Origin of the sequence: Saccharibacillus sp. O23 (assembly GCF_002205895.1) — a bacterium.
GTDB lineage: Bacteria > Bacillota > Bacilli > Paenibacillales > Paenibacillaceae > Saccharibacillus.
Window position 1 is genome coordinate 204,677 of the sequence record NZ_NJDE01000004.1, and the last position, 22,577, is coordinate 227,253.

Below are 22,577 nucleotides of genomic sequence, written 5' to 3' on the forward strand. Positions count from 1 at the left end.
GCACGAGGAGGCTTGCTCCATGCATTCGAACTTGGTTTCCGCGGAAGGCGGCGAAGACGCCGGTTCCGAACTTCTCGCGGACGGACTGTTCCCGATCGAATTGAGCGGAGCCCGGCAGTTCGCCGTCTTCTCCGCCGAAGGACGCGAATATCGGATTCTCGTATCCGTTCCCGATCAAGAAGCGCCGGCTGCCGGCTATCCGGTGATCTATATGCTCGACGGCCATGCCGTGTTTCATACGGTGCGCGAAGCCGCACGCGCCCAATCGCGGCGCGCCGACAAGACCGGCGTCCGGCCGTCGGTCATCGTCGGAATCGGTTATCCGAGCGGCCTGCCTTTCTCGCCCGAACGCCGTTACGACTATACGCTGCCGGTCGCTGCCGAGAATCTGCCCGAGTCCCGGGACGGCCTGCCTCGGCCGGAGCACGGCGGGGCGGACCGGTTTCTGCGCTTTATCGAAGACGTGCTGAAGCCCCGGATCGAAACCATGCTGCCGATCGACCGCAGCCGCCAGACGCTGTTCGGACATTCTTTCGGCGGATTGTTTACGCTGCATACGCTGTTCACGCGTCCGGAGGCTTTCCGCTGCTATGTGGCGGGCAGTCCTTCGCTGCATTGGGGAAGTCCGCAGATTCAAGAAGAAGAAGCGGCGTTCGCCGAACGGCTGCGCGAAGGCAAGCGCGAGCTGAATCTGCTGATCGCGCTCGGAGAGCTGGAAAGCGAAGCCCCGTTCCCGATGGTTCGGAATGCACGTGCGCTGTACGAGCGGCTCGAACCGCTGCGCGAATACGGCTTGAACGTCCGCTTCCGCCTGTTCGAAGGCGAGAATCACGGTTCGACGCTGCCTTCGCTGGTCAGCCCGATGCTGCGCACGGCGGCGCTGTAGAAGGTCGCAAGGCGCTTTTCGCGCAAAAAAAAGTCCTCTCCGGCCCATGCCCGAGAGGACTTTTCGCGTATCCGTTACGCCTCCACTTCGATCTTCCCCCCGCCCAGAATCTTCACGCCGTCTCCCTGGTAAGCTTCCAGATCGCGCATCAGTCCGAACAAAGCCCGATCCTTATGCTTGGCTTCCAGCATCACGTCGATCTGCGGGGAAGTTCGGGCGGCAGCGCGCAGGAATTCCAGCAGAGGTCCGGCTTCCACCCCGTCCGCATGGCTTCGGCGGTCGGTCTCGCTCTTGGGACTGGACGCATGGATCTTCGGCGGAAGCGTCTCGCCTTGAGGCACGTCGATGCGCGCAAGCTCCGATTCCCACGTGCGCGCGACTTCAGGCCACCAATCCGAGGCCGGCTCGCCGCCGCTGTTGACCCAGTGGTGGTGGATATCGAGCACCATCGGCAGTCCTGTTCGCCGCGCGGCTTCCAGCGTTTCGCCGGTCGTGAACGTTTTGTCGTCGTTTTCCAGCGTCAGGCGGCATTGAATATCGGGGTCCAGCCCGGCGAAATGTTCGACGAAACGATCGGCGGCCGAAGGCTTGTCTCCGTAAGCGCCGCCGATATGGATATTGTTTTTGGCCCGCGCGTCCAATCCCATCGCTTGCAGCATCTTGACATGGTAGCGCAGATCGCGCACGGACGAGATCAACACTTCCGGTCTCGGCGTGCTGAGCACGGTGTAATGATCGGGATGGAACGAGACCCGGAGCTTATGCTCGCGCACGTATTCTCCTATCTCCGCGAACGGCTCGGCCAACGCTTCGAAGGGGTCCCAATCTTGAAGATCCGCATGGGTCGCGAGCGGAATCAATTTGGAAGAAAAACGGTACATCTCGATCCCTTCCGCGACGTTGTGGCGCAGCAGGCGCAGCGTATTGCGAAGATTCTCTTCCGCGATCCGCTCAAGCTGCCGAAGCGCCGCTTCGCGATCGGGCAGTTTGGCGAAACGGGCCATCGTCATCGTTTTGGACGGCGAAGAGTTTTGGATTTCGAGCGACATGGCGACATATCCGAAACGAACGATCATAGAGGCAGACAGCTCCTTTTTTGTCGAAAAAGCATATTAACCCATACCGCAAATTCCCGCCGCATAATCATCGTCCACGCTCCGCCTTCGTCGACGGTACGCTTTTTCGCCGCAAAAAAGCCTTGCCGTACAGCGATTGCGCCGCTCGGCAAGGCCCGATATGATCGGATTCGAAAAGGTGCAGGCTGCGGATTCCGCCGCCTGATCGCTCCGGCTTATTTCGCGAGCGACAGTTCCAATTGGACTTTGATATCGTTCTCCGTGCTGAGCACGACCGAATGAGGGTTCTTCAGGCCGAAGTCTTCGAACGTCACGGTCGTCGTGCCCGACAGCAGCAGCTTGCCGCCCTGATACGAAGCTTTGGCTTCGAACTTGACCGGCTTCTCGATCCCTTTGACCGTCAGCGTGCCTCCCATCTTGAAATCGTAAACTTCGCCTTCTTTCCATTCCGTCGGCAGGCCTTCGAACGAATCCGCCGTGAACGTCGCCTGCGGATGTTGGCTCATCTGGAAGAAATCGTCGCTCTTGATATGCTCGTCGCGCTGCGCGTTGCCCGAGTCGATCGCGTCGATCTCGATCGCTCCGCTGCCTTTCATTTTCGACGGGTCGGCAACGTCCACGTTCCAAGTTCCGCTGACTTTGTCGTCCGCGAAATTGACTTCTTCTTGCGACGTCTTGACGGAGAAATACACTTTCGACGTATCGGCGATTTTCCATTCGCCGTTCAGGTCGTCCGCCGCCACGGCCGCTCCCGAAGTTTCCGTGTTCGTCGCTTCCGCCGCTTTGGCGGTCGCGCCGGTCGTCGAGGCCGAATTCGAAGACGCTTCGGTCGGCAGCACGCTTTCGATCTCCACGTTATTGCCGAGGTAACTCGTCATCCAAGCGTAACCGCCCGCCCCGCCGATCACCACTACCGCCGCTGCCGCGATCATCCAATTTCTGGCTTTCTTGTTCATTTGTTTTTCCTCCCTGACCGTTTTTTTTGGTATCATAACACCCCAATATGTCGGGAAAATGTCAAAGCCCCGGCAGCGAAAAAATGTTTTCCGATCCGGACAAAAAGCGTCGAAAAGCCTTGCCCTGAGCGATTTTGTACGTAGAATAGAAGCCATGACCCTTTTTGTTTCCTGCCGAAAAACATAGATGAACGCACGATTTATGCAAGGAAGGAGAAGATCGCCATGACCACGATTCTGATCGTCGAAGATCAGGAAGCCATTGCCCGGGTGCTGGCCGCTTATCTCAAAAAAGCCGGGTTCGCCGTCGAACGCGTCGCGGACGGCAGGCAGGCGATGGAACGATTCGAAGAGACGCAGCCGGCGCTCGTGCTGCTGGATATCATGCTTCCCGGCATCGACGGCTGGGAGCTGTTGGAGGAGATCCGCAAACGGGGATCGTGTCCGGTCATCATGCTCACGGCGCTCGGCGATATCGATTATCGGCTTGACGGACTCAACGGCGGCGCCGACGATTATATGACCAAACCGTTCGTCCCCGAAGAAGTGGTGGCGAGAGTGAACGCGGTGCTGCGCAGACGGCCCGTCTACAGCGGAGAAGACGCCAGCAAACGGTTCGGCGGACTGGTCATCGATCCTAACGCGCAGCGCGTCCTGCTCAACGGGGCCGAAGTTCCGCTTACGCCCCGCGACTTGTCGCTGCTCATGTTCTTGTCCGATTATCCGAACCGCATGTTCACCCGCGATCAGTTGATCGAACATGTATGGGGAATGGATTACGAAGGCAGCGACCGCGCCGTCGATCTGTCGATCAAGCGGCTGCGGCAAGCGTTGTCCCATTGGCCGACGGAAAACGGGGAGATTCGCACTTTACGAGGAACGGGGTATCAATTTTGGGTCGCCGAATAATGAACGTCATCGCGGCGCCGGTGCGGCGCTCGGAAGGAAGAACTCGCAAGCGCAGGGCGACTTCCATCCTGACTTATTGGACGCTGCGCTATTTTCTGATCTTGTTCGCTGCGCTGGCGATCGCCGGAGGCGTCGCGCTGTACGGCATCCGCGAAACGGCGATGGATAACCGTTCGCGCACCGCCGCCATGCTCGGGCAAGAAGTCGCGGATCGCGTCAAGACCGAAGACGGTTCGCTATATATTCCGAGCAATCTGAACACGATTCTCGACGAACGCATGGAACTGTTCAACATCAATCTGGACGTGTGCCTGCTTGTCGCCGATGCGCAGGGCAACGCGGTATTCACCCGCCCCGAGATGACTCCGCAGCAAATCCGCGATAAATTGCATCCGCGGCCTCGTTCCGGCGAGCCGGAGTATCAATTGATCGATACGCCGATCATGCAAAACGGCAAAGAAATCGGCGGCGTCTACATCAGCCAGTTCCGCAAAACGCCTCTATACACTTCGAACGAAATCATCGCGTTCGCTTCGCTGCTGGGCGTGCTGGCTTTGTCCGGTTGGTTTACGATCTATCTGCTCTCGCGCAAATTGTCCCGGCCGATTCGCGAAGTCGCCGAAAGCGCGAGACAGATTCGCAACGGACGTTACGACGTCGAGCTTCAGATTCAAACGGGAGAACGCGAACTCGGCGAATTGGTCGATTCGTTCCGCAGCATGGCCGGCCGGCTGCATCAATTGGAAGAATGGCGCGAATTGTCGCTGGCCGGCGTCACCCACGAGTTGAAGACGCCGGTCACTTCGATCAAGGGGTTGGTCATGGCCGTGCGCGAAGAAGTCGTTACGGGCGAAGAAGCGAAAGAGTTTCTGGATATCGCGCTTCAGGAATCGGGCCGGATGGAACGGATGGTCGCCGACCTGCTCGACTATAACGCGTTCTCGTCCGGCAACGTCTCCGTACGCCGAGACCGGATCGATTTGAAACTGCTGGTATCGGAGATCGTGTACCAATGGAAGCTGCCGCATGAATGCGACTCCATCGAGATCGACTACGATTTCCCCGCAGAGATGATCTATACGACGGGCGACGCGTTGCGGATTCAGCAGATCGTCGTCAATCTTCTGAATAACGGGCTGCAAGCCGCCCATCCCGAACGCCCTCTGCGGCTTCGGCTTACGATCCGCGAATCCACGGGACGCATCCATGTGGAGATCGCCGACAACGGCACCGGCATCCGCGAACAAGACCGCGATCATGTTTTCGACCGATTCTACCGCAGCGAACAGAAGAAAAGAGCCACGCGCGGACTCGGTCTGGGCCTGACTTACAGCCGTTTGTTGGCACGCGCTCAAGGCGGAGATTTGCTGCTGCGTTCGAGCGGTCCGTCCGGTACGACGTTTTCGTTGGAACTTCCGCGAGGCATACGCTGATCTCTTTTCTCCCTTGTTAGGAATCCGATCGCGAATCTTTATAAAAGCCCGCCTGAAAGTCCTATCTTCAAGGACTCGGGCGGGCTTTTCGGCGTTTTGCCGCATCGCGGCGAGCGGCTGCGTCGATAGTCGGAACCGTGTCGTTTTTTGCCGGATAAGCTTCTAAAGGCTCTGTTATACGGTTCTTGCTACAAAAAAGGTCTTTAGGCCTACTAAAAAGGCAAAAACCTTTAAATTAAGCTTAATTTCAGTTTTGGTCCTTGCGCGCTATTCGGTCAGATAGTATTATGGTTCTACAACCTAAAGCCTACAAAGAAAATCACACAATGATAGCGAGGTGCTACAGATGACTCTTTTGGTCGATTATTGTCCGAAATGCGGAAGCATTTATCAAAAAAATCTTCGCAACCTCTGTTCTTCTTGCAGCGCAGACATGGACAACAGTCTCAATCGCTGCCTCGATCATCTGTGGATGCGCCCGAAAAGCACAACCAAAGACCTACAAAAAGCAACCGGCGTCTCGCTCGGCGAGCTGCATGCTTTTATCAAATCCGGACGCTTATCGTCCCTTACGTATACCAACCTGACTTACCCTTGCGAATCATGCGGCTGCGATACGCGCAGCGGACGGCTCTGTTCTTCCTGCAACGGCGTATTTAAAGAAGCCGGCAAATCCGACAAACCGCAGGAACCTCAACGTCAATTGATCGTGAAGACCACGGCCAAAGTGCTGTATACTTCGCGAAACCGCTGAAAGACGTTCCGAAGCACGACCGATTCTACGATCATAACGAAAGACATAACGAAAAGAACCCGATACCGGGTTCTTTTTTTTGCGGCAGCATAATCGGCTGCGCGTACGGCCTTCCTCTTGCCCCCTGCGCCGAAAACGGCTTAGAGAGGTCGCTGCACGATTCTGCTCGCGCGTCGACCTCTCTTTTTATCGAGCTTATGCCGAAACGATCGGCCGAGAACCCCCGTCGTTCGCCGGTTCGGATTCTTCGGGTTCGAATTCTTCAGGCCGCGTGCCGGCAAAATAATCCCTAAGCAGCTCGTACGAACGGATCCGTTTCGCGAACTCGCGGATCGGACTGGTAATGACCAGTTCTTCGACGCCGCAGCGTTCGGCCGCTTCCCGCAGCCGTCGACCGACCGTTTCCGCCGAACCTTTGATCAGCGGGGAAGGAATATGTTCGATGCGGTATTCTTCCCCGGATTGAATGCCGAATTCTTCGGCGCGCGCCCGATCGCCGATCGTGATCTTCCGTCCGCTGGCGAGAACCGCGCGGAACAGATCGCTTTCCGCCGCGATGCCTTCCGCTTCTTCGTCGGTGTCCGCGGCCGCGGCGGACACCGACAGAATCGATTCGGGTCGCGACCCGTTCGCGGACACGAATCGGTCCCGATAGCGCTGCAGCGCCTCTTCCGCTTGACCCAAGTCTCCGTTGATAAACAGCGAGAATACATACGGCAGGCCCAGACTCGCCGCCAGATCGGCGCTGTCCGCGCTCGCTCCGAGCACGTAAAGACGCGCGGGCTGCTCCGATACCGGCTCGGCGCGCAGTCCTTCGAGCGGATCGCCTTCGCCCGGCTCGATGCCGTGCAGATAGTTTTGCAGTTCTTCCAGCTTGCCGGACAGCGAAGCGTCTTCTTCCGGCGCGCCTCGGCGCAGCGCCCGCGTCGAACGCGGCAGGCCGCCCGGCGCGCGTCCGACGCCCAAATCCAGCCGGTTCGGTTCGAGATTCGCCAGCACGTTGAAACTCTCGGCGACTTTGTACGGGCTGTAATGCTGAAGCATCACGCCGCCGGAGCCGACGCGGATCCGCTCCGTGGACGCGAGCAGATACGCGATCAGCACTTCCGGCGAAGATCCCGCGACCGAGCGGGAATCGTGATGTTCCGACACCCAGAACCGATGATAGCCGAGTCGATCGGCGCGGCGGGCCAATTCGACGGTATAGCGCAGCGCCCGCTCGGGCGTATCTTGTTCAAAAATAGGCGTTTGGTCCAAAATGCTCAATCGTATCTCCATATCGTCCCCTCTTTCCTTCTCCCGTTCTCGATCGATCAAGTGATATCAGGCATGCACGCCCGGAAGCGCCGCAGGCACGCTCTCGCGCCGGGCCAGCTCGAGCTTAAGTTCGGACAGCGAACGTTCCAGACGCGACTGAATCTCGGCCGACAGAATATATCCGCCTTCCGGGCGGCGTTCGATCTCCCGATCGACCCCGAACACGCCGCCGAGAATGTTGCGCGCGGCGAGCGCGTTCAATACCGGCTTCAGCGAATAGTCGATCGCCAGCAGATGCGCGATCGTTCCGCCCACGAACAGCGGCAGTACCGGTTTGTCGCGCAGACCTTCCTGCGGGATCAGATCGAGGAACGTCTTGAGCACGCCGGAATACGAAGCTTTGTACACCGGGCTGGCGAATACGACGGCGTCCGCCGCGTCGACCTTCCGCAGCGCGGCGCGGATCTCGGAACCCGCGAAGTTGGCGCCGATCAGGTCGGCGGCCGGAAGCTCCGCGATATGCAGCAGTTCGCTGTCGAAGCCTTCTTCGGTCAATCGGCCTTGCAAATAGTTCACCGGTCCGTACAATCGGGACGAGCGATTCGGGCTGCCGGAGACGATCAGGACGTTCTGGGTCATGGAAATTCCTCCTCGGGAATAAGTAAGAACAAGCGAATTTACGACGGATAATGGCAGGCGGCGGCATGCCGGCTGCCGATCTCCGCCAGAGGCGGCTCGACGTTGCGGCACAGATCGGTCGCCAGCGGGCAGCGGGTATGGAACCGGCAGCCGGCCGGCGGATTCGTCGGCGACGGAATTTCTCCTTTGACGATAAACGATTCCCGGTTCGCCGCCGATGTTCCCGGGATCGACGAGAGCAGCGCCCGCGTGTACGGATGCGCCGGATTCCGGAACAATTCTTCGCCGGGCGCGACTTCCATCAACTTCCCCAAATACATGACTCCGATCCGATCGGAAATATGGCGAACGACTTGCAGGCCGTGCGCGATAAATACCGAGGTCAAGCCTAATTTCTGTTGAAGATCCTGCAGCAGATTGACGATCTGCGCCTGTACCGAGACGTCGAGCGCGGAGACGGCCTCGTCGGCCAAAACGAACCGCGGATTGACCGCGATGGCGCGAGCGATCCCGATCCGTTGACGCTGACCGCCCGAGAACTCGTGCGGGTAACGGTTCTGCCAAGCGGCTTGCAGGCCGACTTGTTCGAGCAGTTCGCCGACCCGCTCGCGACGCTCGGCAGCGCCGAGCGACGTATGCGCCCGAAGCGGCTCGGCGATAATCTCGCCGATATTCCAACGCGGATCGACCGTTCCGTAAGGGTCTTGATGAATGATCTGAAGATCGCGGCGCGACTGCCGCCAGCGGGCTTGGTCCCGCAGCGTCAAGGCTTCGCCGCGGAAGCGCACTTCCCCGCTCGTCTGCGGTTCGAGCTGAAGCAGCAGGCGGCCCAGCGTCGACTTGCCGCTGCCGGACTCGCCGACCAGTCCGAAGGTCTCGCCTTCGGCGATCGACAGCGATACGCCGTCGACGGCCCGAAGGATACGCTTCGGGCGGCCCCATCCGCCGCCGAGCGGATAATGCTTGGCGAGGTTCTCCGCTTCGAGCAGCGGGCGCGAAGCGGAGAATTCGGCCGGCGCGGCCGAGGCGCCGGGCGTTCCCGCCGAGGTCGAGGCGGGAACGGCGGAAGCGAAGCCCGCCGGACTTCCGCCGCGCGGGGCGGCCGCGACTTCGTCGGCGTGCCAGCAGGCGGCGAAGCGTCCGCCGCCCTGCTCGCTCAGCGGCGGAACGCTGCTTCGGCAGCGCTCGGTCGCCCAAGCGCAGCGCGGATGGAATCGGCAGCCGTCCGGCATCTCGGCCAGACCCGGCGGCGAGCCTTCGATCGCGCGCAGCCGTTCGCCGCGGCGGCCTTCTTGCGTCGCGACGGCATTCAACAGGCCGATCGTATAAGGATGCCGCGGATTGCCGAGCACTTCGGCGGCCGTTCCCTGTTCGGCGATGCGTCCGGCATACAGCACGACGATCCGGTCGGCCATCTCGGCCGCGACGCCCAGATCGTGCGTGATCAGCAGGATCGACATGCCGAGACTTTGCTTCAATTCGCTCAGCAGCTCAAGAATCTGCGCCTGTATGGTGACGTCGAGCGCCGTCGTCGGTTCGTCGGCGATCAGCAGCTCCGGTTCCCCGGAGAGCGCCATCGCGATCATGGCGCGCTGAAGCATGCCGCCGGACAGTTCGCCCGGATACTGCTTCATGCGAAGTTCCGGCTCGGGGATGCCGACCCGGCGCAGCAGCTGCGCGCCTTCCGCCCATAACTTGGATTTCCGTTCGCGGCGATGCGCCGCCATCGTCTCCACGATCTGGCTGCCGATCGTGAAGACCGGATCGAACGCCGCCATCGGTTCTTGGAAGATCATCGCGGCTTTGCGGCCGCGAAGACCGCGAACGGCGCTCTGCGGCAGCGAATCGATAAAATCGTCGCCCAACCGGATGCTTCCGCCCGCGATGCTGCCGTTCTCGTAATCGGTAAGCCTCAAGATCGCTTTGGAAGCGATCGTTTTGCCGCTGCCCGATTCGCCGACCAGGCAGACGGTCTCGCCGGGCGCGATATCGAACGAAATCTCCGACACGGCCGTCAGCGTGCCTCTCGGCGTATGGACGTCGATCGTCAGGTCTTTGACTTCAAGCAGGGGCTGCGTCATGATGTCGATCCTCCTTTGGCGACCGCCTGTGCGGCCGGCGTTTATCTTCCTTTGCGCTTCGGATCGACCGCGTCTCTCCAACGGTCGCCGATCAAGTTTACCGAGAGCACGAACAGCGTGATCGTCAGGCCCGGGAACGTGCAGATCCACCAAGCGACGGTCAGATAACCGCGTCCTTGAGACAGAAGCGCGCCCCAGTCGGGAATTTCTTTAAGTACGCCGAGCCCCAGAAAACTTAATCCCGCTCCGGCCAGAATCGACGATCCCAATCCCAAAGTCGCCATGACCAGCAGCGGCGCGGCCGAGTTCGGCAGTACATGCCGAAGCAGCACGTCCGACGGCTTGGTTCCGAGCGCTCGCGAAGCGAATACGTATCCCCGGCCGCGAATCGCCATGATCTGTCCGCGCATCACCCGGGCATACCCCGGCACGGACGAGATCGCGATCGCGAGCACGATATTGCGCAGGCCCGGGCCGAGCGCCGCCGCGATCGTCAGCGCCAGCAGGATGCCGGGAATCGTCAACAGGACGTCCATGATCCGCATGATCGCCGCGTCGAGCCTGCCGCCGACGTATCCGGCGAGCGAGCCGAGCGTACCGCCGAGCAGCACGCCGACGATCACGGAGCTGACGCCGATCAGCAGCGAATCCCGAGTTCCGTATACCACCAGACTGAACACGTCGCGGCCGAAATAATCGGTTCCGAACAGATGCGCCGAAGAAGGACCTTGCAGAATCGCGGCCGTATTCATCTCGGTCGGCGAATAAGGCGCGATCCAGCCGGGCAGCAGCGCGCACGCGGCGAGAAAAGAAACCGCAAGACCCGCGAGAACCGTCAGAAGATCGGCCGACCCGAAACGCCGCCGGGAAACGGCCTGCCGACCTGCGGCATAAGCGCTTTTTCGGCTGCGTCCCGCCAAGCGGCCGAGCCATGCGCCGCGCGCCGCCGGTTCTGCCGATGTCGCCGAATTTTTCATGATTTCGCTCCTTTCCGTCTGATTCTCGGATCGATCGCCGCGTAAGACAGGTCGACCAGCAGATTGATGCCCACGTATACGATCGCCGTGAAGAAGACGATCCCCTGCACGACCGGCAGGTCTTTGGCCATGATGGCGTCGGCCAAGATCCGACCGATGCCCTGCCGCGAGAACACCGTTTCGATAATGACCGTTCCGGCCAGCATATCGCCGATCTGCATCCCGATCAGCGTCACCGCCGGGATCAGAGCGCTGCGAAGCGCATGCTTGTACTGAACGGCCCGTTCGCGCAGCCCTTTGGCGCGCAGAGTGGTGATAAACGGCTCGTTCAGCACGTCGAGCATGCTGCCCCGCACCATGCGCACGATCGAACCCGCTCCGACGAAGCCGAGCGCGAGCGCCGGCAGAATCAAAGTGCGCCAACCGTCCGAGCCCATCGAAGGCAGCCAGCCGAGCTGCACCGAGAAGATCAGGATGAGCAGAATTCCCGACCAGAACGTGGGCATCGAGATGCCGAACAGTCCGACGATTCGGGCGATCAGATCGATGATGCCGCCTTTGCGGACCGCCGATAACACGCCCAGCGTGACGCCGACCGCCACGGCTACCAGCGCGCTGGCCGCCGTAAGCAGCAGCGTCGAAGGCACCTGCGCCAGAATCTTCGGCAGCACCGGATCGGAGCCGACCAGCGAACGGCCGAAATCTCCGGTCAGCATGTCGCCGAAATACGTCAGCAGCCGCTCATGGAACGGACGGTCGAGCCCGAGCTGCTGCCGCAGGTTTTCGATGACTTCGGGACTGACCGAAGTCGGATCGACCATCGACAGCACCGGATCGCCCGGCAGCAGGTAGAAGATGCAAAATACCAATGCCAGCGAACCGACGATCACGAGCAGAGAGCTGAGCAGCCGGGACAAGGCGGCTTGAAGCATAACGTCTTCCTCCTTTCGTCCGGTTCGGACCGCTTCGTTTCTTCGCCTCGGAAGCGGCCGCGCGGACTTGCTCGAAATTCTTTTCGCGGAACCGCTCGGACGAACTTATTTTTGCGGATTATTTTTGTAGATAGACATCGTTGAAGATCGGGTAACCGAACGGGTCGAATTTGAGTCCTTGCACCGATTTGCCCGCGGCTACGGTATACGGGAAGACGTACACCGGCAGAATCAGCGCTTGATCGCTGATATACTGCTGCACCTTCTTGTACAGCTCGGCCCGCTTCGCTTCGTCTTTCTCGGTCGCGCCTTGATCCAGCCACTCGTCTACCTGAGGATCGGACAGCCCCGACAGCGTTCGTCGTTCGCCTTCTTTCGTCGAATGATAGAACGAGACCAGTCCGTTCGGATCGGAATTGACCTGACTGTTGCCGTACAGATCGTAATCCCAGTTCTGGTAGACGACCGTCGCTACATCCTGCGTGATTTCCACTTCCGTTTCGATGCCGACCGCTTTGAGCTGCTCGCGAATCATGGCCGCAATATCGTTGCGTTTCTCGCGGTTCGGCGAGCCGTCCACGTAATGCAGCGTCAGCTTCTGACCGTCTTTGACCCGGATCCCATCGGCGCCTTTGACCCATCCGAGTTCGTCGAGCAGGGCGTTCGCTTTGGCGACGTCCGGCTTGATCTTGCCTTCCAGCGATTCGTCGTACCCGAGAATGCCCGGCGTGATCGACGACCAAGCTTGTTCGTACGTCCCCAGATACAGCGTCTTGACGATCGAATCGATATCGACGGCATACTGTACCGCTTGACGCGCTTTCAGCTCGTTCCACGGTTTATGCTCCAGATTGAAGAACAGCGTATACGGGAACCCGATCGTATTCGTTTGAAGAAGCTGCGCGTTCGGATCGTTTTTCAGCGCGACCACGTTCTGCGGCGGCACGGTCTCCGCCGCCAAGACTTGGCCGCTCTGCACGCCGCCGATTCGGGTCGCTTCTTCCGGCACGATCTTGAACGTCAGCGCGTCGAGATAAGCGGCTCCGGCGTTGGACGCCTCCGCGCTGCCCCACGCGTAATCCGGATTGCGTTCCAGCTTGATGTCGGCGTTCTCCGTCCAGCTCGCGAACTTGAACGGTCCGGTTCCGACCGGATGTTTGCCGAAATCTTCGCCTTCTTTCTTCGCGGCCGTCGGCGATACGATACTGAGCATGCCTTGGCTTAAGTTGCCGAGGAACGCTTCGGACGGTTTCTCCAGATTCAGCTTGATCGTATGTTCGTCCACGACTTCCGAAGACTTGTAAGGACGCAGCAGCGCGAGCGCATTGGCGGCCTTCGTCTCCGGATCGATGATGCTGTCGAAATTGAACTTGACCGCTTCGGCGTCGAACGGCGTGCCGTCTTGGAACTTCACGTCGTCCCTCAGTTTGAGCGTGTAGCTCAGACCGTCGTCCGACGCTTTCCATTCGGTCGCCAGCGAAGGGCCGAGCGAACCGTCGGCGCTGCGGATCAGCAGCGTATCGTACAGAGCGCCGAATACGCGGACCGAGACGGCAAGGCCGCTGCGGCGCGGATCGAGCGTGTCCGGCGACGTGGCCAGCGCGTAAGTCAATTCGCCGCCTTGAACCGGCGCGGAAGCTGCGGTCGTTCCGGAAGCCGCCTGCGCCGATTTCCCGCCGTCCGCCGGACCGCAGCCCGCAAGAGCCGTTGTCAGCGCGAGCGCCAATGCGCCGAACGCGTAACTCCAGTTGAACCTTTTTCTGCCGATCGAAGCCTTGGATAAGCTCTTGTCCGTAGTATCGCCGTACATGTGAGTAAGCCCCCTCTATCTGTCTTAGTATGCGCGTCTATGTATCGCAACGACGCCTTGATTCAGGCAGGCGGTCCGAACGAACGCCGAACCGCCGTTTGTTTTCCGAATCGATCGGGTTCGGACCGCCGATCAGTTGACCGCCGCTTCTTCCGACGAAACCTGCTCCTGCTTCCGGCGCTGCGCCGTATGCCGGTTCTCCGGAATCGGTACGCCCAAGTTGCCGCGCAGCGTATCCGCTTCGTAATCGAGACGGTACAAGCCGCGTTCTTGCAGGATCGGAACCACCGTATCGACGAAGGTGCGCAGCTGGGTCGGAATATCGGTATGCACGATGAACCCGTCCGCGCCTTCGTTCTCGAACCATTCCTGAATTCGGTTCGCTACGTCTTCCGGCGTGCCGATAAAGCTCGTTTTCGGCGTGGCGGAACGAAGCGCCACTTGACGCAGCGTCAGTCCTTGCTCTTTGGCGTCGCGTTTGATCTTGTCCGTGCCGCTCTTGAACGCGTTGCTGCCGAGATCGCCGAGATCCGGGAACGCTTCGTCGAGCGGATACTGCGAGAAATCGTGATGGTCGAAGAAACGGCCCAGATATTCGAGCGCTTTCTCGATGGTGACCAGCGACGCGATCTCTTCGTATTTGGCTTCCGCTTCTTCGCGGGTCGCGCCGACGATCGGATTGATTCCCGGCAGGATCGCGATATCTTCCGGCTTGCGGCCGTTGGCGACGGCCTGCCGCTTCACGTCCCGATAAAAAGCCTGCGCGTCTTCGAGCCGTTCATGACCGGTGAATACGGCATCGGCGGAACGCGCCGCGAGCGCTTTGCCGTCTTCCGAAGAGCCCGCTTGGAAGATCACCGGCTGTCCTTGCTTCGAGCGGTCGATATTGAGCGGACCTTCGACCGAGAAATATTCGCCTTGATGGTTCAAGCGATGCAGCTTGTCCGGATCGAAGAAGACGCCCGTTTCTTTGTTCCGCACGAATGCGTCGTCTTCCCAAGAATCCCACAAACCGCGTACCACGTTCAGATGCTCTTCGGCGATCTTGTACCGATCGGCATGAGCCGGGTGGGAACGAATGATATGGTTCCGCGCGGTTCCTTCGAGCGGCGAAGTGACCACGTTCCAACCGGCGCGGCCGCCGCTGATCTTGTCCAGCGAAGCGAACTGGCGAGCGACCGTGAACGGTTCGCTGTAAGAGGTAGAGAGCGTGCCGACCAGACCGATCTTCGACGTGACGGCCGCCAGCGCGGACAAGATCGTCAGCGGTTCGAACCGGTTCAAGAAATGCGGAATGGACTTTTCGTTGATATAGAGGCCGTCGGCGATAAACACCAGATCGAACTTGCCTTCTTCGGCCGTTTGCGCTTGACGCTTATAGAACTCGAGATTGACGCTGGCATCGCTCAGTACTTCCGGATGTCTCCACCCCGTTACGCTTCCGCCTACTCCGTGAATGATCGCGCCGAATTTCAAGCTGCGTTGATGGGTTTGTTGAGTCATTTTCTCTCCGCCTCTCTTCTCCTCGAATTTAATTCGTTAATTCCGATGGTTTTTGTATGTTTTCGGGTTGTGAAGAAGCTTACCATCCTCGAAACACCGGGTCAATCGTTCGGTTAATAGACATTTTCTATACGCATATAGAAGAAAACAATGCGACGTTTATCCTTGACGTTTGCCCAAAAACGAGACAACAAAAAAACGCCTGCCGCAAACTCGAAGGTTTGCGGCAGGCGCCGGGCCGAAGCCGATGCAATCAAAAAAGATCAAACCGCGCCTTTCGGCCGGCAAGCCGAAAGGCCTCTATCCGTCAGCGCATTCCGCGCAGAATGCCCAGACTTCCGCTCGGCGAGAAGACCGGTTCGATCCGCTGCAGGACCTGCGGATCGGGAATCAGCGGCGGCGCTTGATGCGGCTTCGAGCGCGCGTCGATGACGACGTTCTCGCAGCCCCAATGCTTGTGGGCATACGTCTCGTTGACGCCGCGAATATCATGCGACGGGTTGCTGCGGGTGAATCCGACCCACAGGAAGTTGTCGAACGACGCCCCCACGAATTCGCTGTCGTCGCACAGCACGATCATCGGGCAATCTTCCAGCGGACCGCGCGCCGCGATCGCTTCGGTCAGCTCGCGAATCTGCGCTTCGGCCGTACCGTAATCGACGAATGCCGGCGCTCGGAGCAGCGCGATGCCCGGCATGGCCATGACCGGGCGGCCGAATCCGTTCGGCAGATCGCGCAGCGCGGCGGGCACGTCCGCCGACAGTTTGCGGATCGGCTTGCCGACGGCCGCGAAGACGACTTTGCTGCCGCTGTTCAGTCCCGTACCGGAGTAGTCGAGCGTATCGATCGTCGTGTTCGTCTGGAAATGCAAATCGCGCCGCAGATCGATCCGCTCCAGCACATGCCGGAACAACCCTTGAATGTCATGCGCGTTCACCGGCCCGTCGTCTTCGGCCGTGATGAACAAATATTTCGCCAGGCTGAGCTGCCCGGTGCCGAGAATCCGGTTGGCGATAGTCAGAATCTCTGCCGGCCGCTTCACCGCCTGATAAGGCGTATAACGTTCGCTGCCTACCGCGAGCAGCAGCGGATGCACGCCCGACGCGTCGACGGCATGCACTTCTTTGACGCCCGGAATCTCCTGCTGGATCGCTCCGCCGGTCAATTCGTGAATCAGCGCGCCGAACGCGGTATCTTCTTGCGGAGGACGGCCGACGACCGTGAACGGGTAGACGGCGTTCTTCTTGGCATAGACTTTATGCACGCGCATCACCGGGAAATCGTGTACCAGACTGTAATAACCGAGGTGGTCGCCGAACGGGCCTTCCGGCTTGGTCTCGTTCGGATAGATCTCGCCGGTGATCACGAAATCGGCGTCGTGGCTGACGCAGAACCCGTCGACGTAGCTGTAACGGAAGTGCCGTCCGGACAGCAGCCCGGCAAAGGTCAGTTCGCTGAGTCCTTCCGGCAGCGGCATGACGGCCGACAGCGTATGCGCGGGCGGTCCGCCGATAAAGCAGCTCACTTTAAGAGGTTCGCCCCGTTTCGCCGCTTTGGATTGATGAACGCCGATGCCCCGGTGGATCTGATAATGCACGCCGATCTCTTCGTCCTGCACGTATTCGTTTCCGCTCAATTGAATCCGGTACATGCCGAGATTGGCGTTCATGACGCCCGGCTTGTCGGGATCTTCGCTGTACACCTGCGGCAGCGTGACGAACGCTCCGCCGTCGTTCGGCCAACTCTTGACCATCGGCAGATCGGAGATCTTGATCTCTTCGAAATCCGCGGGCAGGCCGGGCTTCTTGATCGGCAGCGCCCGGCGCGCGGACAGGCCGGTTCCCGCGTAACGAAGCGGCTGCTTGAGCGCCTTCATCGGTTCATTGCGAAGACCGATGACTTCCTGCGTCGACTCCCACGTATCGCGGAAAATGTATTTGCTGCGTTCGATCGTGCCGAACAGGTTCGATACGGCGCCGTACTTCGAACCTTTTACTTTTTCGAAATACAAAGCGGGTCCGCCCGCCTCGAATACTCTCAGATGAATCGCGGCCATCTCCAGTTCCGGATCGACTTCTTCCGTGATGCGGAGCAGATGTCCGGCGTTCTCCAGATCGGCGATACATTCCTGCATGCTGCGATAGGTCATGGTATGCGTCCCTACTTTCGATTGTCGTTATCCTTCCCATTTTACCTTACGCCGCCGGCTTGCGCCAATCGGAACAAGCGAATTCGTCCGAAAAGATCCCGGATACCGAAACGCGCAGGCCCCCAAGAAGGGACCTGCGCGTTTATATGGGCGTCTTCCATTCGAAAACTTCCGGTTCGACGCTTATTCTTCCGGTTCGATCACTCGGCAATCCGCCAGAATCTCGGGCTTGAACCGCATGCTGTCGGCCTCCGTGATCGGCCGGATGACTTTGCAAGGCGAACCGGCAGCCAGCGAATTCGCCGGAATGTCCCGCGTGACCACGCTGCCCGCTCCGATGACGCAGCCGTCGCCGATCGTGACTCCGCCGCAGATCGTCACGCCCGCCGATATCCAGACGTCGTTTCCGATCGTTACCGGTTTGGCGTAACACAGCGACTTGGTTTCCCCTCTGCGATCGAACATCGCCCGACGTTCCGAAGCCACGAACGGGTGCACCGGCGTTACGATCGTCACGTTCGGTCCGAAGCTGACATGATCGCCGATCGCGACTTTGGCATCGTCTTGCACGGTCAGATTGTAATTGGCGAAGAAGTGTTTGCCGATCTCGGTATGTTTGCCGTAATGGAAAAAAATCGGTCCTTGCATAAACCCTCCTTCTCCCAAGCTGCCGAGCAGCCGCTCCAACAGCCTCGCTCTTTCTTCCGTCTCGTCTTCGAACGTACGGCTGTAGAGCGCGCTGAGCTTATGGGATTCGAGCTTGATCGCTTTCAGTTCGGGAGCTGCCGGAGAAAACAAGATCCCTCGGTGTATGCGTTCCTCTTCCGTCATGTCGGGCCTCCTCTGCTTATACGCACATTGTAACGTTCGGCCGCGCAATCCTCAATATCGGTCGGAGCTTTTCGTCCCAATCTGCGCGAAACGGTATCGACCCGACGGAAAAGCATGTAAAATAGGGATAACTTTCGGATGTTCCGAATTCGTTGAGGCAAGATCGGCGCAAGCCCGTTAGACAGAGGATCCAAAGAACATTTCCGAAAGGCAGGCGAAGTCTCATGCCAACCGTTCCTTACCATATCCAATCCCGTCCGGCGGAGAAAAAGATCGATATGCGCATCACCGGCACGTTCACGCCCGAAGACTACCAGAACTTTATACGCGATTACCACAAAATCACGTCGTCGATCGACGCGTCCGCGTTCACGCTCGAAGTGGACTGCCGCGAAATGAATCTGCTGCGCGTCCATGAGATCGAGAAGCTCAAAAGCGCGTTCGTCGGCTACCAAGAGACCGGATTCGAGAAAGTCGTGTTCATTATCAGCGAATCGCAGACGATCATGCGCATTCAGCTGGCCAGCGCCGCCCGGGAAGCCGGTCTGATCGAACACGAGATCGTCACCCGTTAACGCGCCGGCCTTCTTGCGATCGGTTCGTGAAGCTGCGGCAAACGCGCTTATCGGCCGCCCATGAATCCGGAAATATCGACGCCGAGTTCTCGGGCCAACACCATGCCGTATTCGCGGTCCGCGCGGATAAAGTTGCAGATCGCGCGCATCTGCGTATCTTCGCCGACCTGACGAAGATCGTTGACGATATTCGCGATCAGATTGTTCCGCTGCTCCGCGGTATACGAACGGAACTGTTCGCCCGCCTGCGAGAAGTCGTCGGTCTTGACGATACGCTGACGGGTCGCGCGGCCTTCGAGCGGCGTTTCGGACTCGCGGTAAGCCGGATCTTCGACCGGATCGGATTCGTGGCGGCTGGGCTCGTAATTGTCCTGCGGCAGATCGCTCCGCATATTCATGGCGCCGTCCTGCTGATGGTTGCGCACGGGCGCGTACGGACAATTGACCGGAAGCTGCAAATAGTTGGCGCCCAGACGGTAGCGCTGCGTATCCGGGTACGAGAACAGGCGTCCTTGAAGCAGCTTGTCTTCCGAAGGTTCGATGCCCGGCACGAGCGCGCTCGGCGAAAAAGCGGACTGTTCGACTTCGGCGAAGAAATTGCGCGGATTGCGGTTCAACGTCATCGTGCCGACCGTACGAAGCGGGAACTGGTCTTCGGGCCAGACCTTGGTCGGGTCGAGCGGATCGAACGCGTAATCGTCCATGCGTTCGGGGTCGAGCAGCTGTACTTTCAACGTCCACTGCGGGAAATCGCCTTCCTCGATCCGATCGAACAGATCGCGCGTGGCATGGCTGAAATCTTCGCCTTGAACGTCGCGGGCTTCCGCCGCGCTGAGCGTGCGTACGCCCTGCAGCGATTCCCATTTGTATTTGACGTAAACGACGCGTCCGGACTCGTTCACCCATTTGAAGGCATGGACGCCGAAACCGTCCATCTCGCGGTAATTGGCGGGCGTGCCGTGATCGGAGAACAACCAGGTCATCATATGCGTCGATTCCGGAGTGCGCGTCATGAAGTCCCAATAACGGCCGGGTTCCTGACGATTGGACCGCGGGTCCGGTTTGAGCGAATGGACCATATCCGGGAACTTGATCGCGTCGCGGATAAAGAAGACCGGGAGATGATTGCCGACCAGATCGTAGTTGCCTTCCTGCGTATAGAACTTGACGGCGAAGCCGCGCGGGTCGCGAGCGGTCTCGGGCGAGCCCGTGCCGTGAATGACCGTCGAGAAGCGAACGAATACCGGAGTCTCGAGTCCGGCCTCGCTCAGAAAAGCCGCCCGCGTATATTCCGACATGCCGAACTCGGTCTTGAAGATTCCGTGCGCGCCCGCTCCTCTGGCATGCACGACGCGCTCCGGAATCCGTTCGCGATCGAAATGGGCCAGTTTTTCGAGCAGATGATAATCTTCGAGCAGCGCGGGACCGCGGCGGCCTGCCGTTCTGGAATTCTGATTGTCGCCTACCGGCGCTCCTTGATTGGTCGTCAGTCTGTAATCCGTCATATCCGATCTTCCTTTCGAGGTTGGAGGTAAAAGCCATCGCTTAACATTTAGAATTGGTTTTAGACCTTATCTAAATCGATGATTGAATTCTACCATCTCTCCGAAAGATCGATCATGAGCGGCACATAAGGCTTTGGTGAAGATCCGATGAAGGCGGGCGCTCGGCGAACGCCGCCTTTCTTCATCTTCGCTCGACGCGCCGCAGCTTTTGCCGATGCGCGATACCCGCTCAGTCCGCCAAGCGGTATCCGACTCCCCGTACGGTCGCCACATACAACGGTTGGCCCGCGCTGTCTCCGAGCTTTTTGCGCAAGCTCTTGACATGCACGTCCACCACGTTGCTGCCGCCGAAATATTGCGTGCCCCAGACGCGGTTCAACAAATCTTCGCGCGTGCGCACGCCTCCCCGGGCTTCGATCAACTGCTGAAGCAGCTCGTATTCCGTCTTCGTCAGATCGATTCGCGATCCTCCGCGGTATACGGTCATGCGACGCAGGTCGATCCGCAGGTCTTTGAAGATCAGTTGGTCGCGCACGGCTTCCACGTCCGCCGCCGTTCCCGGATCAAGTTCGCGGGAAGAGACGCTGCGCAGAATACGGCGGACGTGATGCAGACCTTCCTGCGGGCGAGCCGGCCAGACCAGCAGTTCCTCGTGTCCGCCGCTTCTCCGATCGTCCAACATCCGCTCGTCCACCAAGAACAGCGTAGGCACCGCGGCATGTACCGGATGCATATTTTCCCGAAAAGCGCCTACCGGATCTTCGTCCTGCGAACCGCTGACGTCGAAGATCAGCAGATCGGCTTGCAGCGCTCCCGCTTCCGAATGTTCCCACCGGTGAAACACGAGCACGTCGAAGCAGGCTTCCATCAGCGTGCGCATCAGCTCGTGCATCCGCCCGGGAAACGGGCTGACGATAATGATCTTTCTCGTGATCTCGCAAACTTCCGGTTCGAAAGCGTCCGTCTCCAATACGATCATCTCTTGCGCTTGCTTCTGCATTCGGCGCACACTCCTTCCACCACGATATGAGCTTCATGCACCTCGTAACCCGTTTCTTCCGCCACTTTCGCCAGCCACTCTTCCGGCATCGGCGTCATCACTTCCCCGACTTTGCCGCACACCTCGCAAACGATATGCTGATGGTCGTCCGTGCGCGCATCGTAACGGCTGGCCGTTTCGCCGAGCTTGAGTTCGCGGATCATTTCTTTGTCGGTCAGATAGCGCAGCGAGTTATAAACCGTTCCGTAAGCGAAACTGTGTCCGCGTTCCACCAAACGGTTCATCACGTCGGCCGCCGTCGGATGGTCTTCCGCTTCCCGTACCACGTCGTAGACCGCTTGACGCTGGGTCGTCAAATTAATGGTTTTCATCTCGTTCATTCCTCATTTATGGTTTAGGATCATCTTGATTGCATAGATTTCAATTTAGAATAAGTATAAATCTATTTCGGAGGAGAATCAAGGCATTCGGCAAAAGAAGCGCGCAAAAAACGGCCGTCCCGAAGGACGGCCGTCGATAGCGGACTTAGTAAACGTAATGCTGTACGTTCCGCCGCTTTTCACTTGAATAACCGAGAAACCTCTTACCGTTCGCCGGGCTTCTCCCGGCACTCTTGCCAATAATCATACGATTTCGCTTGCCGAAACCGATCCTCATGGATGAATCGTCTTCCTTGCTGTATGTTTGCCTATGTCGCGTACGACCGCCAGATCGTCGCATTACGGCGAAATCGTGATGTCCAAATAATCATGAGCTGTCACTCTACGGTGAAAGGCTTCGTTCTCTGAAATCTAAAACAACGAAAGCCCTACCTCTCTTCCATCCTTGCGGCTCCGATGACCGCGCCAGTGCGATTCGGATCTTCAAAGCATGCTGCATATGCATTTTCGTTATTCAAGTGTCCACATGAAATATATTATAGCTCGTTTTCCAGAAGAAGTCAAACCGGAACTTACAACATCACGAATACAACAAAAGCCCTATTCGCCTTCGGCGTCCCGATGCCGATAATCGATATAGGCAGCTATCTTGTCGGACACGAAGTCCGCCAGCCGGAAAGGAGGAATCCGATATGGATATCGCGGCACTTTCTACGGTAATGAGCCAAACAAGCGTAGCCCAACAAGCTTCGATCCAAGTGATGAATATCGCCGTGGACCAAGCCAAACAGCAGGGCGATCAGATGGCCAAGATGCTCGAGACGAGCGTTGCGCCCCATTTGGGCGGCTCGATCGATCTTCGCGCGTAAAAAAGCGTGCGGCCTTAGCCCGGAAGCGGAAATTCTGCTGCCGGGTTTTTTGGGC

General features: G+C 59.0%; 20 protein-coding genes. 6 read left to right on the top strand and 14 right to left on the bottom strand.

Annotated features, from left to right (window positions below; translation table 11 throughout):
• Window positions 1-19: 19 nt before the first annotated feature.
• Window positions 20-886 (top strand): alpha/beta hydrolase, encoded by an 867-nt coding sequence (locus CDO73_RS07305; protein ID WP_088487853.1) that lies wholly within the window; start codon window positions 20-22, stop codon window positions 884-886.
• Window positions 887-960: 74 nt separating this feature from the next.
• Here CDO73_RS07305 and uvsE read toward each other — a convergent pair whose 3' ends face one another.
• Complete coding sequence (gene uvsE, locus CDO73_RS07310) at window positions 961-1,962, bottom strand: UV DNA damage repair endonuclease UvsE (RefSeq protein ID WP_088487854.1); 1,002 nt, start codon at window positions 1,960-1,962, stop codon at window positions 961-963.
• 215 nt (window positions 1,963-2,177) lie between these two features.
• Window positions 2,178-2,918 (bottom strand): YceI family protein, encoded by a 741-nt coding sequence (locus tag CDO73_RS07315; protein WP_088487855.1) that lies wholly within the window; start codon window positions 2,916-2,918, stop codon window positions 2,178-2,180.
• A gap of 225 nt (window positions 2,919-3,143) precedes the next feature.
• On the opposite strand from CDO73_RS07315, the gene CDO73_RS07320 reads away from it, so the two are divergent.
• The 3 genes from CDO73_RS07320 to CDO73_RS07330 all read left to right on the top strand — a co-directional run bounded on the left by CDO73_RS07320 (window position 3,144) and on the right by CDO73_RS07330 (window position 6,014).
• Window positions 3,144-3,827, top strand: a complete 684-nt coding sequence (locus tag CDO73_RS07320) for a response regulator transcription factor (RefSeq protein WP_088487856.1) — start codon at window positions 3,144-3,146, stop codon at window positions 3,825-3,827.
• Window positions 3,827-5,260 carry a sensor histidine kinase gene (locus tag CDO73_RS07325; protein WP_088487857.1) on the top strand — a complete coding sequence of 478 codons (1,434 nt, stop codon included), beginning with the start codon at window positions 3,827-3,829 and terminating at the stop codon, window positions 5,258-5,260. The genes CDO73_RS07320 and CDO73_RS07325 overlap by 1 nt, the downstream gene beginning before the upstream one ends.
• Before the next feature lie 433 nt (window positions 5,261-5,693).
• Complete coding sequence (locus CDO73_RS07330) at window positions 5,694-6,014, top strand: hypothetical protein (RefSeq protein ID WP_143536091.1); 321 nt, start codon at window positions 5,694-5,696, stop codon at window positions 6,012-6,014.
• Between the two features lie 195 nt (window positions 6,015-6,209).
• Here the strand turns inward: CDO73_RS07330 and CDO73_RS07335 are convergent, their stop codons facing one another.
• The 9 genes from CDO73_RS07335 to CDO73_RS07375 form a co-directional block, all read right to left on the bottom strand.
• Window positions 6,210-7,292 carry an MsnO8 family LLM class oxidoreductase gene (locus CDO73_RS07335; RefSeq protein ID WP_088487859.1) on the bottom strand — a complete coding sequence of 361 codons (1,083 nt, stop codon included), beginning with the start codon at window positions 7,290-7,292 and terminating at the stop codon, window positions 6,210-6,212.
• A 45-nt stretch (window positions 7,293-7,337) separates the two neighbouring features.
• Window positions 7,338-7,910, bottom strand: a complete 573-nt coding sequence (ssuE, locus tag CDO73_RS07340; protein ID WP_088487860.1) for an NADPH-dependent FMN reductase — start codon at window positions 7,908-7,910, stop codon at window positions 7,338-7,340.
• A 38-nt stretch (window positions 7,911-7,948) separates the two neighbouring features.
• Complete coding sequence (locus tag CDO73_RS07345; protein ID WP_088487861.1) at window positions 7,949-9,991, bottom strand: ABC transporter ATP-binding protein; 2,043 nt, start codon at window positions 9,989-9,991, stop codon at window positions 7,949-7,951.
• Between the two features lie 41 nt (window positions 9,992-10,032).
• The gene (locus CDO73_RS07350) at window positions 10,033-10,968 is read right to left on the bottom strand and encodes an ABC transporter permease (protein ID WP_088487862.1); all 936 of its coding nucleotides are present in this window, start codon (window positions 10,966-10,968) and stop codon (window positions 10,033-10,035) included.
• Window positions 10,965-11,900: an ABC transporter permease gene (locus tag CDO73_RS07355; RefSeq protein WP_088487863.1), complete on the bottom strand. Its 936-nt coding sequence runs from the start codon at window positions 11,898-11,900 to the stop codon at window positions 10,965-10,967. The genes CDO73_RS07350 and CDO73_RS07355 overlap by 4 nt, the downstream gene beginning before the upstream one ends.
• 118 nt (window positions 11,901-12,018) lie before the next feature.
• The gene (locus CDO73_RS07360) at window positions 12,019-13,710 is read right to left on the bottom strand and encodes an ABC transporter substrate-binding protein (RefSeq protein WP_088487864.1); all 1,692 of its coding nucleotides are present in this window, start codon (window positions 13,708-13,710) and stop codon (window positions 12,019-12,021) included.
• Window positions 13,711-13,842: 132 nt separating this feature from the next.
• Complete coding sequence (locus CDO73_RS07365; protein WP_088487865.1) at window positions 13,843-15,213, bottom strand: LLM class flavin-dependent oxidoreductase; 1,371 nt, start codon at window positions 15,211-15,213, stop codon at window positions 13,843-13,845.
• A gap of 307 nt (window positions 15,214-15,520) precedes the next feature.
• A complete protein-coding gene (locus CDO73_RS07370; RefSeq protein ID WP_088487866.1) occupies window positions 15,521-17,362 on the bottom strand; it encodes a UbiD family decarboxylase in 1,842 nt (613 codons plus the stop codon).
• 183 nt (window positions 17,363-17,545) lie between these two features.
• The gene (locus tag CDO73_RS07375) at window positions 17,546-18,193 is read right to left on the bottom strand and encodes a sugar O-acetyltransferase (protein WP_088487867.1); all 648 of its coding nucleotides are present in this window, start codon (window positions 18,191-18,193) and stop codon (window positions 17,546-17,548) included.
• A gap of 224 nt (window positions 18,194-18,417) precedes the next feature.
• Between CDO73_RS07375 and CDO73_RS07380 the strand changes: the two genes are divergently transcribed.
• Window positions 18,418-18,768, top strand: coding sequence for a hypothetical protein (locus CDO73_RS07380; RefSeq protein ID WP_088487868.1), 351 nt, complete (start codon window positions 18,418-18,420; stop codon window positions 18,766-18,768).
• Window positions 18,769-18,815: 47 nt separating this feature from the next.
• Here CDO73_RS07380 and CDO73_RS07385 read toward each other — a convergent pair whose 3' ends face one another.
• From CDO73_RS07385 to CDO73_RS07395, 3 genes are all read right to left on the bottom strand, one after another.
• Entirely contained in the window at window positions 18,816-20,273 is a 1,458-nt protein-coding gene (locus CDO73_RS07385; RefSeq protein WP_088487869.1) for a catalase, read from the bottom strand.
• A gap of 229 nt (window positions 20,274-20,502) precedes the next feature.
• On the bottom strand, window positions 20,503-21,273 hold the full coding sequence (locus tag CDO73_RS07390; protein WP_088487870.1) for a response regulator transcription factor: 771 nt from the start codon (window positions 21,271-21,273) through the stop codon (window positions 20,503-20,505).
• A complete protein-coding gene (locus CDO73_RS07395) occupies window positions 21,249-21,644 on the bottom strand; it encodes a Fur family transcriptional regulator (RefSeq protein WP_088487871.1) in 396 nt (131 codons plus the stop codon). Before CDO73_RS07395 ends, CDO73_RS07390 begins: the two co-directional genes overlap by 25 nt.
• A 701-nt stretch (window positions 21,645-22,345) precedes the next feature.
• Between CDO73_RS07395 and CDO73_RS07400 the strand changes: the two genes are divergently transcribed.
• Window positions 22,346-22,522 (top strand): YjfB family protein, encoded by a 177-nt coding sequence (locus CDO73_RS07400; protein ID WP_088487872.1) that lies wholly within the window; start codon window positions 22,346-22,348, stop codon window positions 22,520-22,522.
• The last annotated feature ends 55 nt before the right edge of the window (window positions 22,523-22,577 follow it).

Bases quoted from the DNA above. Each gene is read 5' to 3' on its own strand.
- CDO73_RS07305 (WP_088487853.1), top strand. From the start codon at position 20: ATGCATTCGAACTTGGTTTCCGCGGAAGGCGGCGAAGACGCCGGTTCC.
- uvsE (WP_088487854.1), bottom strand. From the start codon at position 1,962: ATGATCGTTCGTTTCGGATATGTCGCCATGTCGCTCGAAATCCAAAAC.
- CDO73_RS07315 (WP_088487855.1), bottom strand. From the start codon at position 2,918: ATGAACAAGAAAGCCAGAAATTGGATGATCGCGGCAGCGGCGGTAGTG.
- CDO73_RS07320 (WP_088487856.1), top strand. From the start codon at position 3,144: ATGACCACGATTCTGATCGTCGAAGATCAGGAAGCCATTGCCCGGGTG.
- CDO73_RS07325 (WP_088487857.1), top strand. From the start codon at position 3,827: ATGAACGTCATCGCGGCGCCGGTGCGGCGCTCGGAAGGAAGAACTCGC.
- CDO73_RS07330 (WP_143536091.1), top strand. From the start codon at position 5,694: ATGGACAACAGTCTCAATCGCTGCCTCGATCATCTGTGGATGCGCCCG.
- CDO73_RS07335 (WP_088487859.1), bottom strand. From the start codon at position 7,292: ATGGAGATACGATTGAGCATTTTGGACCAAACGCCTATTTTTGAACAA.
- ssuE (WP_088487860.1), bottom strand. From the start codon at position 7,910: ATGACCCAGAACGTCCTGATCGTCTCCGGCAGCCCGAATCGCTCGTCC.
- CDO73_RS07345 (WP_088487861.1), bottom strand. From the start codon at position 9,991: ATGACGCAGCCCCTGCTTGAAGTCAAAGACCTGACGATCGACGTCCAT.
- CDO73_RS07350 (WP_088487862.1), bottom strand. From the start codon at position 10,968: ATGAAAAATTCGGCGACATCGGCAGAACCGGCGGCGCGCGGCGCATGG.
- CDO73_RS07355 (WP_088487863.1), bottom strand. From the start codon at position 11,900: ATGCTTCAAGCCGCCTTGTCCCGGCTGCTCAGCTCTCTGCTCGTGATC.
- CDO73_RS07360 (WP_088487864.1), bottom strand. From the start codon at position 13,710: ATGTACGGCGATACTACGGACAAGAGCTTATCCAAGGCTTCGATCGGC.
- CDO73_RS07365 (WP_088487865.1), bottom strand. From the start codon at position 15,213: ATGACTCAACAAACCCATCAACGCAGCTTGAAATTCGGCGCGATCATT.
- CDO73_RS07370 (WP_088487866.1), bottom strand. From the start codon at position 17,362: ATGACCTATCGCAGCATGCAGGAATGTATCGCCGATCTGGAGAACGCC.
- CDO73_RS07375 (WP_088487867.1), bottom strand. From the start codon at position 18,193: ATGACGGAAGAGGAACGCATACACCGAGGGATCTTGTTTTCTCCGGCA.
- CDO73_RS07380 (WP_088487868.1), top strand. From the start codon at position 18,418: ATGCCAACCGTTCCTTACCATATCCAATCCCGTCCGGCGGAGAAAAAG.
- CDO73_RS07385 (WP_088487869.1), bottom strand. From the start codon at position 20,273: ATGACGGATTACAGACTGACGACCAATCAAGGAGCGCCGGTAGGCGAC.
- CDO73_RS07390 (WP_088487870.1), bottom strand. From the start codon at position 21,273: ATGCAGAAGCAAGCGCAAGAGATGATCGTATTGGAGACGGACGCTTTC.
- CDO73_RS07395 (WP_088487871.1), bottom strand. From the start codon at position 21,644: ATGAAAACCATTAATTTGACGACCCAGCGTCAAGCGGTCTACGACGTG.
- CDO73_RS07400 (WP_088487872.1), top strand. From the start codon at position 22,346: ATGGATATCGCGGCACTTTCTACGGTAATGAGCCAAACAAGCGTAGCC.